Source organism: Roseibium sp. AWQ4_254 (genome assembly GCF_056161025.1).
Genome location: NZ_JBSWYH010000002.1, coordinates 159,543 through 172,927, shown reverse-complemented (window position 1 = coordinate 172,927; position 13,385 = coordinate 159,543). Strand labels below are relative to the sequence as shown.

Sequence of the window (13,385 nt, the reverse complement as noted above, 5' to 3'; positions counted from 1 at the left end):
GCGGTTGGGGTCAGGGGGCGGAGCGGCCATGAAGCGCTACACAAAACCGATCCATCTGCCGAAGCCGCTCGCCAACCGGCGCGCCGACAGCTCTCTGGCTTTGATCAACGTGGTGTTTCTGCTGCTCCTGTTCCTGATAATCTCCGGCACTTTGCGCCCGCCCTTGCCAGAGCGTTTTGAGTGGGCCAGCACACGGTCAAAGGAGGGCCGGGGCGATATTGCCAACAGTCTGGTTCTGGCCCGGTCTGGCGCGATCTGGAGCCAGGGAGCACCTGTTGAAGAGGGCGAGCTGGACGGTGTTCTCCAGGCCCTTGCCGCGCGCACAGACCGTTTGTCGCTTCAGGTCGACAAAGGCGCCAGGGTTGGCGCGATTGCGGCCTTTGCCGCCCGTTTGAAGCAGGAGGGCGTCACCCAGATAACCTTCGTAACCGTTGAAGCGGAGCGGCCGTGACCTCTGCTTATTATGATGAGCCGCGTGAGGCGGCTATCCCGGTTTTTGTCTGGCCCCTCGTGCTGGCGCTCTCCCTCGCGGTCCACCTGGCTTTGGTGGTTTTTGGCCTTGCAGATTTGCACCATACACAAACACAGCCATCAAAGGGCGCTCAGACAGAGATCATTATGGAGCGTGAAACGCTGGTTTTTGAAAAAGCCCAGCTGGTGGGGACAGGGACAGCAGCATACGTGCAACCAGACAAGGTGCCCACCGCTGGTGTGGCAAAGAGCGCTGCCTCGAAAGCGGCGGTGACCGGGGCCGACCATGTTGCGCGGCCCGCTGCAGACAGACCACCCGCGCAAACGCAAATACCCCCGCAAAGGGAGGCGATCCGACCGGCTGCTGTGGCCTCAGCCGTTGTGCCTCCAAAGACCATCGTTCAAACCATCCGGCCTTCTCAGAACGAAGCCGGACCGATCACTCCGAAGAGACCTTCCCCAAGCCCAATTATCCCAGCCCTAGCAACTGCCCCAACAGGGGGAGGGGGAATAGAAAGAGTTCAGGAGGCGATCGAAAAGGTCCGGCCCCAAAAGCAGCCAAAAACAGAAAAAATAATAAAACCCTCCAATGTGGTTCCCAACAAGTCCGCCGTCCGTGTGTCCGGCTCCAAACCCCTTGCAAACAAGCCGGTGCGCGCGGACAGGGCCAAGGTTGCACCGGGGACCTTACAGGCTGGCCGGCTGTCATCCATGCCGGTGGTCAAAACAAGCCCCCTGCAGCAGACACCGGTAAGCAGTGTGTCGCGCCCGCCTTCAGCGCCAAAGGCGGAGGTTAAACCAACCGGGAACGCTCTGATACCGGTGCACACTGTGCAACGGGTCACCAGCAGCACCAGTGTTGCGGCTGTATCTGTCCAGTCAGCCAGAGAGACGGCCTCGACGGGCAGTTCAGGCGGAGCAGGCAGTCCGAATGCAGGCGCAGATGCACAACCCGTGCGCCCTGAACGTGTGAGCAGGACCGCACCGGCCGCAATTGCACCGGTGGAAAATGGTCTCACCATCAAACCTGTTGTGCCCGTTGAGGAGCGTCTGGCGGCCCTTCAGCCATCTGAACATGGGGGAACGGTGATCAGTCCAAGTGCGCCGGAACTGGTGGCGGTTCCAGACAGTGCGGTCACACCGGAGCCGGCTGAAACGGTTGCGCCGGATCATCTGGAGGGCATTGACCCGCTTGCAAAGGTGACTGGCTATGTTGCAAGCCACGATGCGGGAGAGTGCACGCATCTGTCTGTCATGTCTGCAGGTGCAAAGAGCGCACGGGTCACCGCTTTTGGCACGGCGATTGATCCGTTTCTGGCCTTTGACCGAAAATTTGCGGCCGACCACGGCTATGAAGCGGATATCGAGCTGCGCCTGATTACGCAGAACCAATGTTCTTTGCTGGCCGCGATGGCTGCGGCGGCGGGGATCGAGGCACCCGGTCTCCTGGAGCTGGACCGCACGGAAGTGGTCAGCGGGACCAGGCTTGGCGGCGTCATCCAGCGGGATTTGCCGCTGGCACGCATTGCACAGGCGGAGGTCCATGGCGCTGACTTGAGCGGCCGGGGCGCGCCTGAACTCTATCTGATTGATGATGCCTGTCAGATCCATGACGGGCGGAGCTTCGTCCGTGCAGAAACCAGCACCGGTCCAATTGGCGGCTGGCGGTTTTCCATCCCGGTGACACTGGTCTCGGAGCGGTCAGAGGAAACGGCGCTGGTGCTTGCGGTCTGGAACAGGCCCTCCGGCAAGCAACCGGCTGCTTTCGGCACCTTGCCTGCCGCGCGCATCGCCGATGTTCTGGAACAGCCGGGTGTCTATACGCTGACTGCTTTCAAGGTGTTACGCTGACGTGGGTCGTCCCGTCGCCGATGCCGTAAAGACGCCGGTCAGCATCACTTCAAGGGCAGCCCGTTCCTTTTCCAGCCGGGTCTCGAACCAGGTGACCGCCACGGAGACTGGAATGGCAACAGCAAGGCCACAGGCCGTGGTCAAAAGCGCAACCCAGATTCCGCCTGCAAGGGCGCCTGGACTGGCGGATGCGCCAGCATCCTGAAGGGTCTGAAAGGTTTCGATCATACCGAGAACCGTGCCGAACAGGCCCAGAAGAGGCGCAATCTGAGCGACCAGATCAAGGGCTTTCAGCCAACTGGCCAGCGCAAACAGCCTGTCTGCGGCCCGGGCGGAGATCTCCTCCCTGAGGCGTTCCTCCCGGATATCGCGCTCCTGCGGTCCCAGGGGCTGCTGATCCAGAAACTGGAGAGACTCCATTGCGCTGCGCAGAAGGGCGGCCGACAGAGATGTGTCCTTGAGCAGAAGCTGGGTTGCCTTGGTGCGTTCGCCGCTGCGCCATTGGGAAACAGCCTGGCGCACCAGATTGTGACGGCCGACCCGGGAGGTGGAGAACTGGACCATTTTGGCCAGAATGACGGCCAGGGCAGCAACCGAAAGGGCAAGAAGGACCAGAACAACCGGCCCTCCAAGCTCCAGCAAGGACGAGGAACTTTCCATCAATCAGCCCATGATCCTGTTGAAGTCCACGGCAGAACGCCCCCGTCAGTCGCTAAAGGCTACGCCGGAACGGTTGCTCAGCTTCAAAAGATCCGGGCAATAGACATCCTCCACCGAAGGCGGCACGCAATTCTGCACATCATTGACATGCAGCCTAGAGAGGTCGTTGCAGGCCTCATCGAGATCGAATTGCAGGACTTTTGTCTTGCCGGCGGAAATGCGCGAAAATTCAAGGCTCAGGAACCGGTTGACCAGCCCGTTCTTGTCGAAGATGACGACTTCAAGTTCCAGGGCATTCATCGGACGCTCCAGTCCGTTGGTTGCTACAACGGCCAGCCGGCAGCCGCCGGTCTCAATCGGTTCCGCCTGATTGAGTTCAAGGCTGATCTCGCCGGACAGGTCCTGCGCTGCGGCCTGAGCGGTCAGAACGGTGCTAAGTGCCGCCAATACGGCAAACAAGCTTGAAAAACGCATTCAAAAATCCCTCAAGAAAACCTGCCCATGCGGACTGCCGGACCATCAGACACAAATTTCAGTCATAAGACAACAAGACTGTCCAATCCGGGGCTCCTTCTGTTTCAATCTTGAAAAAATCAGCCTCGATCAGACCTCGTTGCCAGCATTGGTCTCCGTCGAACAGGACGAATTTTTCCTCGCGGATGCAGAGGGTCACATCGCCGCCGAGGCGGCTTTCCCCGAACCCGTCGGCCACATGCAGATAGTAGCTGGCCGCGTTGAGCGGCTCCTGAAGTACCTGGCTGCAGGCATTGGCCGTGATGGTCCACCAGCCCTCGGTTCTCAGGCCTTCGTCGGTCTCATAGCCGATGGCAATGTTTACCAGATCGACAGAGCCGTTGCAGACCCTGAGCCCGGCTTCGGCAGAGGCCATGAAGGCGAAAAAGCACCAGCCCCCGGCAATGGCAGCCCGAGCCGGCCATTTGTACAAAAGTCCTTTGACGGAAAAAATGCCGCGGTCGTGACTGGCTTTTGCCATGGGGCTCCCTGGAAGTTCTTGTGTGACTTACGCTAAGGAAGAAGAACGGGCACGTCAATTTGGCATTCACCATTGTGCTTTTGGCTGTTCTCGGTGAAGTTACAGGGGATGGACGAGGAGAAGTGCCAAGAACATGATCCGGATCGGCCCCCCGCTTGCAAGGCGCAAACGCATTCCGGTGACGCCACTGATCGACGTCATCTTCATTCTGATCATGTTCTTTCTGCTGTCTTCTTCCTTCGGTATCTGGAGGCCGCTGGAAGTGGCATTGGGCGTGAACGCAGGCCAAGACCCGGCTCAGGAGCCGCGCCAGGAATTCGGTGGGGTCCAGGTCCCGGCGGTTCTGATCAGCCTCAAGGGGCAGGGGGACACGGGCTCTGTCCGGATGACTGTCAATGGCCAGCCTGTTTCCTTGAACGGTTTGCAGGCGGAACTGAACCGTCTGGCGGGTCTTGGCGCGGGGTCTGCGGTGCTGGTCCCTTCTGCCGATGTGGAATTCCAGCAGGTGGTCGATGTTCTGGACGCGGCCCGGGCCTCGGACATCCACAAGGTCAGCCTTACACTCGATTGATCGTTGTTCCAATGAGTGAACATAAAAACGGCCCGGACGAAGTCCGGGCCGCTGATGTCTTGGCAATAGCTGCGGATCAGCGGCCGATGGCGCCGCCAATGATGCCGCCGACAACGCCGCCGATAAACGCGGCACCTGCCGGGTTCATGCTGCCGCCATTGTTAGCGGGGGCACGGCGGTTGTTGGTCGTGCGCTGCGGACTATTGGTGTTCGTGCGCCGTGTGGTGCTGCGAGATGCTGCTGCAGCCTGTTGCTTGCGTTTGACCTCGGCCTGATAGGCTGTGTATTGCACCGCAGTCTGCGTGGTTAAGAGCGCATATTGGGCGGCGGTGAAATACCCGGTCGGCACGATGCCATTGGCTGTCTGCCAGGCGGTGACACCAGCCCTGGTTCTGGGGCCGAAGGCGCCGTCCGGACGGCCGACATCATGACCTGACAGGTTAAGGCGGGTCTGGACTTCCCGGCGTGCCGTGCGGTTCCAGCCCATGGAGGCTTCGGTCTGGGGCGTGCCGGGGATCGCCTTTTGGGGATCCGGCAGGGTCGCCACAACTCCGGCGGATGCAGCCGTCTGACCAGTGGACTGGCCCGCCGTGCCAGCCGGGTTCACCGCCGCGACCTGGGGTGTTTCCGTTTTGCGCTTGATCGCATTGCGGGCGAAGTCGGCAAAGGTGCCATTCGGATAGGCCGACAGATAGGATTCATAATCGGCAGCCGTATCGCTGGATTTGGCAGCTTCCCAGATCAGCTTTTCCCGTTCCCAGTCAAGATTGGGCTGGGCAGAAGAGCTGGCTGCAGCAGCGGTTACCGCGTTCTGAACGGCCTGATCCGGAACGGTGGTCGCGGTTGTTCCCAGTGAGGCCACTTCGGTGCTGGCCTGGGTCTCAGCTTTCTTGTTGAGAAAGACTTCCCCGATCAGCGAGGCATTCACCCAGGGGCGCTGCCGCTTTTCCGTTGCATCATAGACATCGCCGGTGACACGGGTCATGACTGTCTGGATCGATGCATTGGGGGTGTCGATGTGCCGGATAAGGGCGGAGGTGAAAGGCGAATTCTGGCCTTCCCCGTCAAGCGCGACATCGCCGGGGGAAGTGGCGAAAGCAATCACGGAGCCTTCCCCGCCGGTTTCCTGGACCTTGATTTCCGCCAGACCTGCGCCGAGGCTACCGGACCGGCTCGGTCCCATGCGGCGGGCCAGGGTCCGTGCCAGCGGGTTGTCCCGGCAGGCATCCAGGAACACCATCTGCACTTTCACGTCTTTCGACATCTGGCGCATGATGAAGTCCACGGAAATGGTTTCAAAATCGAGAGAGGTTTCGTCTTCGATTTTCGCGTCAATCGGCACCAGCAGGTTCTGGCCTGCCACCTGCATGCCATGTCCCGCATAGAAGAGCAGAGCAATCTCTGCCCCATAGGCCTTTTTCGCAAATTCCATCACAGACCGGCGCATGTCCGTGTAGGTCTGATCCTGACCGGCGACTACCTCGAAGCCGAGGCTGCGCAGCTTGGTTGCCATCAGCTCTGCGTCATTGGCCGGATTGGGAAGGGGGACGGTGTGCTCATAGGCTCCGTTGCCGATGACAAGCGCAATACGCTTGGCAAGGGCCGGTGCTGTCCCTGTTAAAAGTATTGCCAGCACGGCGATCATTCGTTTGAACATGCCCTGTCCTCTCGTCGATCAATTTTGCCTGTCGGGTTGACCCGATCTCGCTGTGGGTTTGGGTCCTGTATGAGAGAACGCTACCCTAGCGGCATTAAATGATATGTAATTCGTGTCACAACAATTCGTTTTGGTGAAAGTGATCTTAAATTCAAATGCCCAGACCCACCTTGATGAAACCTGTTGCTAAACGGTTCCAGCCCTGAATTATAGCGAGAAAAGCCTTGGAGTGCACGGCTTTTTGAAAGAGGTGACGTTGTTTTGACGGAACGTGCCGACCGGTTCTGTTGGGGCACTTCGCGTTTGATAGGCTTTGCCCGCCGCTATCTGACATCAGGGAAGATAGCGCAAAAGACAAGCTGGTCTGAAAGCTGAGGACTGCAGCGCGCGTGAGATGGGAACAGCTTGCAGTCAACCGTTCAGGTCAGTGTCTGCGGCTGAACCCGCAAGGTGCAATTGTATGCGAGCGGGCAGAATTGCCATAAAAGACCTATTCCCACCGTCAAGACAAGCTGCCTTGAAGTGCTTCACGGAATGCCATTTTTCAAGGAGAAATTGGCACGCCCAACGGGACTCGAACCCGTGTTTCCGCCGTGAAAGGGCGGCGTCCTAGACCGCTAGACGATGGGCGCGCGGTCGACGCGGCTGCGTCGTGGGGAGGCTTATAGGCGGGAATGGTCTGGCCCGCAAGAGCCTTTGAAACAATTTTTTGCAGGCCCGGTGTTCCGGGCCCGCATATATTGAAATCCGGTCAGACTTACCACTCGCCGGTATTGCCCATGGACGCCCAGGGCTCTTTGATTTCAAGAGCTTCGCCTTTTTGAAGCAGTTCAATGGAAATATTGTCCGGCGAACGAACAAACGCCATGCGGCCGTCGCGCGGGGGACGGTTGATCGTCACGCCCTTCGACTGAAGATCCGCACAGACTTGATAGATGTCATCGACCTCAAAAGCGAGGTGGCCGAAGTTGCGGCCGCCGGAATAGCTTTCCGGATCCCAGTTGTAAGTCAGCTCCAGAAGCGGGGCGGCCTGAGCCTTGCCGGACTCAATGTCGTCGGCGCCTGCCAGAAAGATCAGGGTGAAACGCCCCTTTTCGCTTTCGGTGCGGCGGATCTCCGTCATACCCATCTTGTTGCAATAGAAGTCGAGCGATTCTTCAATATCGGTTACACGAACCATCGTGTGCAAATATCGCATGTTATGTCCTTTGTCCTCGAACGAGGGATCGGTCGGAAGGTGCCGGAGCGGCTCATGACACTTATCACCAAGCTTTCAGAAGCTCGAGACTATGTGGCACGATTTCAGGAGGAGCCGGACCGATGCATTGCGGCCCTGACCGGGTCCGGGATCTCGACAGAGTCCGGAGTTCCTGATTTCCGCTCCCCGGGTGGCATATGGTCCAAACGCAATCCGGTTCAATATCAGGACTTTCTGGTGTCGGAAGAAAGCCGCCTGGAAGACTGGGGCCGCCGGTTCGAGATGCTGGAATTCTTTCAGGCGGCACAGCCCAATGCGGCCCATCTGGCGCTGACGGAGATGGCCCTAGCGGGGCAGATGAGCTGTCTGGTGACCCAGAATGTGGATGGTCTCCATCAGGCCGCCGGGTTTCCGCAGGACCGGCTGATCGAAATTCATGGCAATTCGACCTATGCAACCTGTCTGGACTGCGGCCGCTACGCGGAGCTTGAGGCACAACGCGAGGCGGTCAGCGCGGGAGACAGCCCCCGGTGTGAGGCCTGTGGCGGGATGCTGAAGGCGGCGGTGATCAGTTTTGGCCAGCAGATGCCGGAAGCTGCGCTGGGGCGCGCAGTTGACGCGGTGCGCCGCTGTGACCTTTTTCTGGTTCTGGGCTCGTCCCTTCTTGTGCATCCGGCCGCCCATTTGCCGGTGCTGGCGGTTCAGTCGGGCGCCGAACTGGTGATTCTCAACGGACAAGAAACACCGCCTGATTCATTGGCTTCTACTGTCCTGCGCACCCCTCTGGCACAAACATTTGCGGGTTTCGGTAGAAAAATGCCTCAAACTTCGTAAATGGCCTGTGGTTAGTTCCACAATTTCGCTTCTCGTCATTATGCGCAATGTTATCCTTTTATTAGGAATCGGCCGTCAGGTGAGTCGCAGCTCGTCTTCGGCCTTATGATGCGGACCAAAGACGGGACACAATCGCTATGGGGGTTAAGACCGCTCGGGAACCCCGCGCGCTCGATACGGTGGCAGAAGACGTTGCTGTCGACGTATTCGAGATTGCCGGAACAATTAAATGGTTCGATGTGGGCAAGGGCTATGGCTTCATCGTGCCGGACAGCGGAGACGGCGACATATTGTTGCACGTGACCTGTTTGCGGCGCGACGGATATCAGACAGCTTATGAAGGCGCCCGCGTTGTTTGCGAAGTGCTGGACCGGCCGCGCGGCCTCCAGGCCTTCCGGATTCTGTCGATGGACGAAACCACGGCGACGCATCCCTCGCAGCTGCCGCCCTCGCGCACCCATGTGCAGGTGGTGCCGGAAGGCGGGTTTGAAAAAGCGACCGTCAAATGGTTCAACCGTGTCAAGGGCTTTGGTTTCCTGACCCAGGGCGAAGGCACTGAAGATATCTTCATTCACATGGAAACCCTGCGCCGATTCGGGATCACTGAATTGCGGCCGGGGCAGGATGTGATGGTCCGCTTCGGAGACGGCCCGAAGGGCCGCATGGCCGCCGAAATTCGGCCCGTGGGCAGCGGCACGCATATTCCGGCGTCGCATTGACGCCACAGACAGATGTTTTCTTTTGCAGGCCGGATTTTTCCGGCCTTTTTCTTAAGTGAGGGTTGAGCCGCTCCGCACACTTTTGAACAAAAACCGCCTGTCCAGGGACAGAGCGGGGGGCAAAGGCAGCAGGCTTCAGTCTTCAACGGCCATGCAGCAGGTCAGAGCAGGGCCAAAAACGGGTTCAGGTGCCATGAGCGTGCGTTTTCTTACGACATTTGCCAAAGTGCTTATGATTGCCGCTGCCTGTCTTGGGGCAGGGGCTGCGGTTGGGGCTGGCGCTGAAACCACGCAAACTTCGCTGGTGCAGGAAAGTCTCGTTGTGCGGGCGCAAGGCGCGGATCACCGCTTCAGGGTGGAGGTAGCCGCAACAGCCCAGGAGCGGGCCCGGGGACTGATGTTCCGCAATCAAATGGCCGCAGATCATGGGATGTTGTTCGTATTCGACACTGAGGGCGAACGGTATTTCTGGATGAAGAACACACCGCTTCCTCTCGATATCATCTTTATCGCCACCAATGGCGAGATTGTCAGTATTGCTGCCGATACGAGCCCTTATTCGGAAGACACCATTCCCTCCAATGGACCGGCCCGCTATGTGCTGGAACTGAATGCGGGCACGGCGGCAAAACTGGGCTTTGGCCCGGGCGACCTTGTGTCCAGCCCGTCCATGGGCGGAGAATAGGGCAAAAAGCGAAACGGGGCGGGGAGACCGGGCTCTTCTTCTGAATTCCAGTCTGTGGCCTCTTGACCTCAAAGACGAACGCAGTTACATCCGCAAAATCAAACGTTCGGGGTATAGCGCAGCCTGGTAGCGCATCTGGTTTGGGACCAGAGGGTCGCAAGTTCGAATCTTGCTGCCCCGACCATTTTCCTCAAAATTTGACCGGTTTGGCTGACAACTGGCCGCACACGCGCTGCGCTTGTCATGCAGGACGAGGAGAACCGCCCATGCGATCACTGTTCCATCTGGCCTATCATGTTACCGATCTTGACGAGGCACGACAGTTCTATGGAAATGTGCTGGGGTGCCAGGAAGGGCGCAGCACGGACACTTGGGTCGATTTTGACTTTTTCGGCCACCAGATCTCGCTTCATATCGGCAAGCCATTCGAGGTTACCCGCACGGGCAAGGTCGGCGATCACAAGGTAATGATGCCGCATCTGGGAGTGGTCCTGCCGCTGGAAGACTGGGTCACCCTGGCGGACCGGCTGGCACATGCCGGTATTCAGTTCGACATTCCCCCGGTGGTCCGCTTTGAAGGAGAGACGGGCGAGCAGCGCACCATGTTTTTCTTTGATCCAAGTGGCAACCCGATCGAGGTCAAAGGCTTCAGGGATTTTGACGGCGTCTTCGCTGCTTAGGATTCTGCTTCCGGAAAGACAAAGCGGGGGGCTGCACGGGGCAGGCTGGAGCGGTGGCCATGGTTAAAAGGGGTGCCGTTACGGGATTTTATGCAGAAGGCCTGTGCCCTATTCTGGCACGGGCTTCCCTGTTGAGCGGCGCTGGCCTGGTCAGGTTGCTGCGTCCCATAGCCCAGCGCGCCATGTAAATAGCTGGAAAACAAACGGAAAATATGCTGAGCGCCATTAAGCATAAACTGGCCATATCTTTGCACATACCGGCTCCAGAGCCAAAATTTGAGGAGTGTGCATATGTTTTTCAGTGCAAAGCTTTTTCCGGCCGGATCGATTTCGGAAGCCCCTTCGGTCAGCACAGTTCAGGACGTTTTTCTGTTTGATCTTGATGCGGTCGCGAAGGGTACATGTGGCCCGGTGGACAATGAATTTGCAGCCTATTTGCGGGACTTTGCCACCAGCCGTCCGAGCTATTTGCTCACCAGCGTGAATTACAACGACCTGATGAGCCGGGTCCCGTCCAGTGTCAGGCGGGCTTTTCAGGGTATTTTTGCCTCTTGCGGCGCGGAACTTTGGGCCGGAGACGACTTGCTCGAGTGCCGGAAGCACACCTTTTCAGACGACCTTTATGAGTATCTGGTCAAGACGCTGCGCAACAGCCGTTATCAAGCGAAACTGGCCCCCATGATTGAAAACGGGCCCGCTACTTTGCGGATCTGCCTGGCTGGAACCCGGGCACCCTTGAGTGCCTTGAAAGCCTATGCGGACTGGGAGGAGAAGGAGCTGGAGCTTCCGGTCATCATTGGGGAGCTGGAAGCCAATTTCCCGGATCACCGCATTTGCCAGGACACGCGGACCAGTTTTCTAATCATGGCAGAGGCGTTTTCAACGGCGGCTCTCCGGGACCGGATCAAGGACAGGCATGGGCGCACGCGGGTGATTGCCTATTTGACCCGCCGGGCGGCTGAGGGCTTTGCCGGACCTTTCTGCGAGGCCCTTTTTGAGGAGGATCTTGTTTCTGAGGTGGGCGGTCCGAGCGATCTTAGTCAGCTTTTGAGCTACGACCTGCGCAGGGACAGCAGCAGCCTCATGTCGCCTGCTGCCGGTCCCGTCCGGCTTCGGTGACTTGCGCACCAGGCAGCGGCTCGTCAAATGGGCCGGTTCAAATCAGTCAGGCGCACCGCTTGAAATTGACGCGTGCCAAAAGGATCAAAGACCGGAGGGACTACCGGTCAAAAGCCTGGAGGAGAAGCGACATGACATTGAGAAATTCGTCCTGCCGACCATGGGGCAGGTCGTCCACTTTGGCGACGCCATAGTCGAGAGTCAGAATCATGTCCCACATTTCGGTGAGATTGGCCGCATCGACGGCCGATTTCAGCTTGCGCGGAGACAGCGTATCAGGTGTTGCCGCCATGGTGCCGGAGCCCGGACTGGCATGTTCGGGCAGGTAGGGCCCGAACTTCTTATGAATGTTGTGATGCATGCGTCCTGCTCAGTAAAGTCTGGTTATAAAATAATGTGTCGGCGCCAAATGCCGGCATCAAAACGAAGCAATTGCACGAACCGGAAAGGTCCCGCCCAATCGAGCCGCGCTCTCGCTAAAGTGGCTAACTAGCACACTGCACAGTTAAATGCCATCTCGATAGTTTATCTATTGTTGCAACTCTAAATATTAATCAGGCGGTTTTAGGACGTAAGATTTGAATTGGGTTTCATACTTTTCTGTCAGAAAACTATCACACCTTGATTTGCCATCTGATTCAACGGGAAAGGCGCAGACCTGGGGCTACCGGTTTCTACGACCCTGGGCATGCGGGAACCTCTTGCCTCCAAGAACGGAGTTGACTTCGCATGCAAAGGCGGGAAAAAGCAAAGGATGGGCCGAGAGGCCCAATGCTCTGTTGAAAGGCAGCGAAATGGTTGCGCGCATTTACCGACCGGCGAAGACCGCCATGCAATCCGGCAAGGCCAAGACCCAGCGCTGGGTTCTGGATTATGAGCCGGAAACGGCCAAATCCGTTGAACCGTTGATGGGCTATACGTCCTCTTCGGATATGAAACAGCAGGTCAGGCTGTCTTTCGACACGCAGGAAGAGGCTGTGGCCTATGCCAAACGCCATGGCATTGCCCACCGGGTGGAAAAAGCCCATGAGCGCAAGGTCAAGGGTACGGCCTATGCGGATAATTTCAAGTTCAACCGGGTCGCTCCCTGGACCCACTAAGAATTGACCCGATAGCGTGTCATGAAGCAAAAATCCGGATTTGTCTGTTGAAACTGGCGCAAACGGATCGACAGGCCGGGTAAAACCGATTTTAAGGGTCACAGTCGGCCTGAAGGCAGAGTACTTAGAGATCAGGCCCCGTAGCTCAGCTGGATAGAGCACTCGCCTTCTAAGCGAATGGTCGCAGGTTCGAATCCTGCCGGGGTCGCCACTCTCTTAATGGTCCATTCTCGTCACATGGTTTACATTTGATACCGGAGACATGGGTTACAACCTCGTGCCGCACGGGGGGCGCGCCTCGTCTGCCCCGAATGGACGTCCGGCGGCGGCGTTAGGCAACGCAGGTCTGTGTCTGGGACGTTTTCGGCAGCATGGTTCTCGCACGCGGAGTGAGTGCGGTGGTCAGCTCCGTTAATGTGATTGAGGGGCGTAAAACGTTCGGTAAATTAGAGCGTGAGCGCGCACTGCAATATGCGCGCACACCTTTGGGCGGACCTGCAGATCAAGACGCTGCCCGTTCCCGCATGGGCACGAAATATGCGCCGATGCGGTGCGTCTTGTCTGTGCCGGTCAGTGCGCCGGTATCAGGACTTGCGCTGTTCCGCGCCTGCCTGGCCAACCATGAGCGGTGTGATCTTGGTCTTCAGGATCATGTCCAGTTCTTCCGAACCGTCTTCAAGAGACTGAAGCGCCATATCGAGGCAGTAAGAACAGAAGGTGCGGCCATCTTTGTCGGCTTCCTTCTTCGTATACCGAATCATGCGTTTGATTGCTTCGACCGCTGGTTCCTGTTCGGCGGCCGAACGATCCGCTTTGTTGACTGTCTTTGACATGACACTACCCACC

The 13,385-nt window shown here is 58.2% G+C and carries 16 protein-coding genes and 3 tRNA genes; 11 read left to right on the top strand and 8 right to left on the bottom strand.

Annotated features, from left to right (window positions below; all coding sequences use genetic code 11):
- The first annotated feature begins 28 nt into the window (after positions 1-28).
- Together ACXAIC_RS02600 and ACXAIC_RS02595 are read left to right on the top strand one after the other, a co-directional pair.
- On the top strand, positions 29-451 hold the full coding sequence (locus ACXAIC_RS02600) for a biopolymer transporter ExbD (RefSeq protein WP_475173290.1): 423 nt from the start codon (positions 29-31) through the stop codon (positions 449-451).
- A gap of 974 nt (positions 452-1,425) precedes the next feature.
- On the top strand, positions 1,426-2,322 hold the full coding sequence (locus ACXAIC_RS02595) for a hypothetical protein (protein ID WP_475173288.1): 897 nt from the start codon (positions 1,426-1,428) through the stop codon (positions 2,320-2,322).
- Here the strand turns inward: ACXAIC_RS02595 and ACXAIC_RS02590 are convergent.
- Genes ACXAIC_RS02590 through ACXAIC_RS02580 form a run of 3 tightly spaced genes read right to left on the bottom strand, consistent with a single transcriptional unit; the run spans position 2,314 to position 3,976 of the window.
- Positions 2,314-2,982, bottom strand: coding sequence for a MotA/TolQ/ExbB proton channel family protein (locus tag ACXAIC_RS02590; RefSeq protein ID WP_475173287.1), 669 nt, complete (start codon positions 2,980-2,982; stop codon positions 2,314-2,316). The two genes, ACXAIC_RS02595 and ACXAIC_RS02590, sit on opposite strands and share 9 nt — an antisense overlap.
- 45 nt (positions 2,983-3,027) lie before the next feature.
- Positions 3,028-3,456 (bottom strand): hypothetical protein, encoded by a 429-nt coding sequence (locus tag ACXAIC_RS02585; protein ID WP_475173285.1) that lies wholly within the window; start codon positions 3,454-3,456, stop codon positions 3,028-3,030.
- A gap of 58 nt (positions 3,457-3,514) precedes the next feature.
- Positions 3,515-3,976 carry a DUF1036 domain-containing protein gene (locus ACXAIC_RS02580; RefSeq protein WP_475173283.1) on the bottom strand — a complete coding sequence of 154 codons (462 nt, stop codon included), beginning with the start codon at positions 3,974-3,976 and terminating at the stop codon, positions 3,515-3,517.
- A gap of 133 nt (positions 3,977-4,109) precedes the next feature.
- Here ACXAIC_RS02580 and ACXAIC_RS02575 point away from each other — a divergent pair, with 133 nt between their 5' ends.
- The gene (locus tag ACXAIC_RS02575; protein ID WP_475173281.1) at positions 4,110-4,547 is read left to right on the top strand and encodes an ExbD/TolR family protein; all 438 of its coding nucleotides are present in this window, start codon (positions 4,110-4,112) and stop codon (positions 4,545-4,547) included.
- A gap of 76 nt (positions 4,548-4,623) precedes the next feature.
- On the opposite strand, the gene ACXAIC_RS02570 is transcribed toward ACXAIC_RS02575, so the two are convergent.
- The 3 genes from ACXAIC_RS02570 to gloA form a co-directional block, all read right to left on the bottom strand.
- Positions 4,624-6,204, bottom strand: coding sequence for a caspase family protein (locus tag ACXAIC_RS02570; protein ID WP_475173280.1), 1,581 nt, complete (start codon positions 6,202-6,204; stop codon positions 4,624-4,626).
- A gap of 556 nt (positions 6,205-6,760) precedes the next feature.
- Positions 6,761-6,836, bottom strand: a tRNA-Glu gene (locus ACXAIC_RS02565).
- 125 nt (positions 6,837-6,961) lie between these two features.
- On the bottom strand, positions 6,962-7,402 hold the full coding sequence (gene gloA / locus ACXAIC_RS02560) for a lactoylglutathione lyase (protein ID WP_475173279.1): 441 nt from the start codon (positions 7,400-7,402) through the stop codon (positions 6,962-6,964).
- A 54-nt stretch (positions 7,403-7,456) separates the two neighbouring features.
- Here gloA and ACXAIC_RS02555 point away from each other — a divergent pair, with 54 nt between their 5' ends.
- The 6 genes from ACXAIC_RS02555 (at position 7,457) to ACXAIC_RS02530 (ending at position 11,439) form a co-directional block, all read left to right on the top strand.
- On the top strand, positions 7,457-8,236 hold the full coding sequence (locus ACXAIC_RS02555; RefSeq protein ID WP_475173277.1) for an SIR2 family NAD-dependent protein deacylase: 780 nt from the start codon (positions 7,457-7,459) through the stop codon (positions 8,234-8,236).
- A 137-nt stretch (positions 8,237-8,373) separates the two neighbouring features.
- Positions 8,374-8,955, top strand: a complete 582-nt coding sequence (locus tag ACXAIC_RS02550; protein ID WP_475173275.1) for a cold-shock protein — start codon at positions 8,374-8,376, stop codon at positions 8,953-8,955.
- Positions 8,956-9,148: 193 nt separating this feature from the next.
- Entirely contained in the window at positions 9,149-9,640 is a 492-nt protein-coding gene (locus tag ACXAIC_RS02545; RefSeq protein ID WP_475173273.1) for a DUF192 domain-containing protein, read from the top strand.
- A gap of 107 nt (positions 9,641-9,747) precedes the next feature.
- Positions 9,748-9,824 (top strand) — tRNA-Pro (locus tag ACXAIC_RS02540).
- An 82-nt stretch (positions 9,825-9,906) separates the two neighbouring features.
- A complete protein-coding gene (locus tag ACXAIC_RS02535; protein WP_475173272.1) occupies positions 9,907-10,320 on the top strand; it encodes a VOC family protein in 414 nt (137 codons plus the stop codon).
- Positions 10,321-10,611: 291 nt separating this feature from the next.
- A complete protein-coding gene (locus ACXAIC_RS02530) occupies positions 10,612-11,439 on the top strand; it encodes a hypothetical protein (RefSeq protein WP_475173269.1) in 828 nt (275 codons plus the stop codon).
- A 100-nt stretch (positions 11,440-11,539) separates the two neighbouring features.
- Here the strand turns inward: ACXAIC_RS02530 and ACXAIC_RS02525 are convergent, their stop codons facing one another.
- Positions 11,540-11,800, bottom strand: a complete 261-nt coding sequence (locus tag ACXAIC_RS02525; protein ID WP_475173268.1) for a hypothetical protein — start codon at positions 11,798-11,800, stop codon at positions 11,540-11,542.
- A gap of 433 nt (positions 11,801-12,233) precedes the next feature.
- On the opposite strand from ACXAIC_RS02525, the gene ACXAIC_RS02520 reads away from it, so the two are divergent.
- Together ACXAIC_RS02520 and ACXAIC_RS02515 are read left to right on the top strand one after the other, a co-directional pair.
- The gene (locus ACXAIC_RS02520; RefSeq protein ID WP_475173266.1) at positions 12,234-12,539 is read left to right on the top strand and encodes an ETC complex I subunit; all 306 of its coding nucleotides are present in this window, start codon (positions 12,234-12,236) and stop codon (positions 12,537-12,539) included.
- 134 nt (positions 12,540-12,673) lie between these two features.
- Positions 12,674-12,750, top strand: a tRNA-Arg gene (locus ACXAIC_RS02515).
- 373 nt (positions 12,751-13,123) lie between these two features.
- Here the strand turns inward: ACXAIC_RS02515 and ACXAIC_RS02510 are convergent.
- The gene (locus ACXAIC_RS02510) at positions 13,124-13,300 is read right to left on the bottom strand and encodes a hypothetical protein (protein WP_475173264.1); all 177 of its coding nucleotides are present in this window, start codon (positions 13,298-13,300) and stop codon (positions 13,124-13,126) included.
- Positions 13,301-13,385 lie beyond the last annotated feature (85 nt).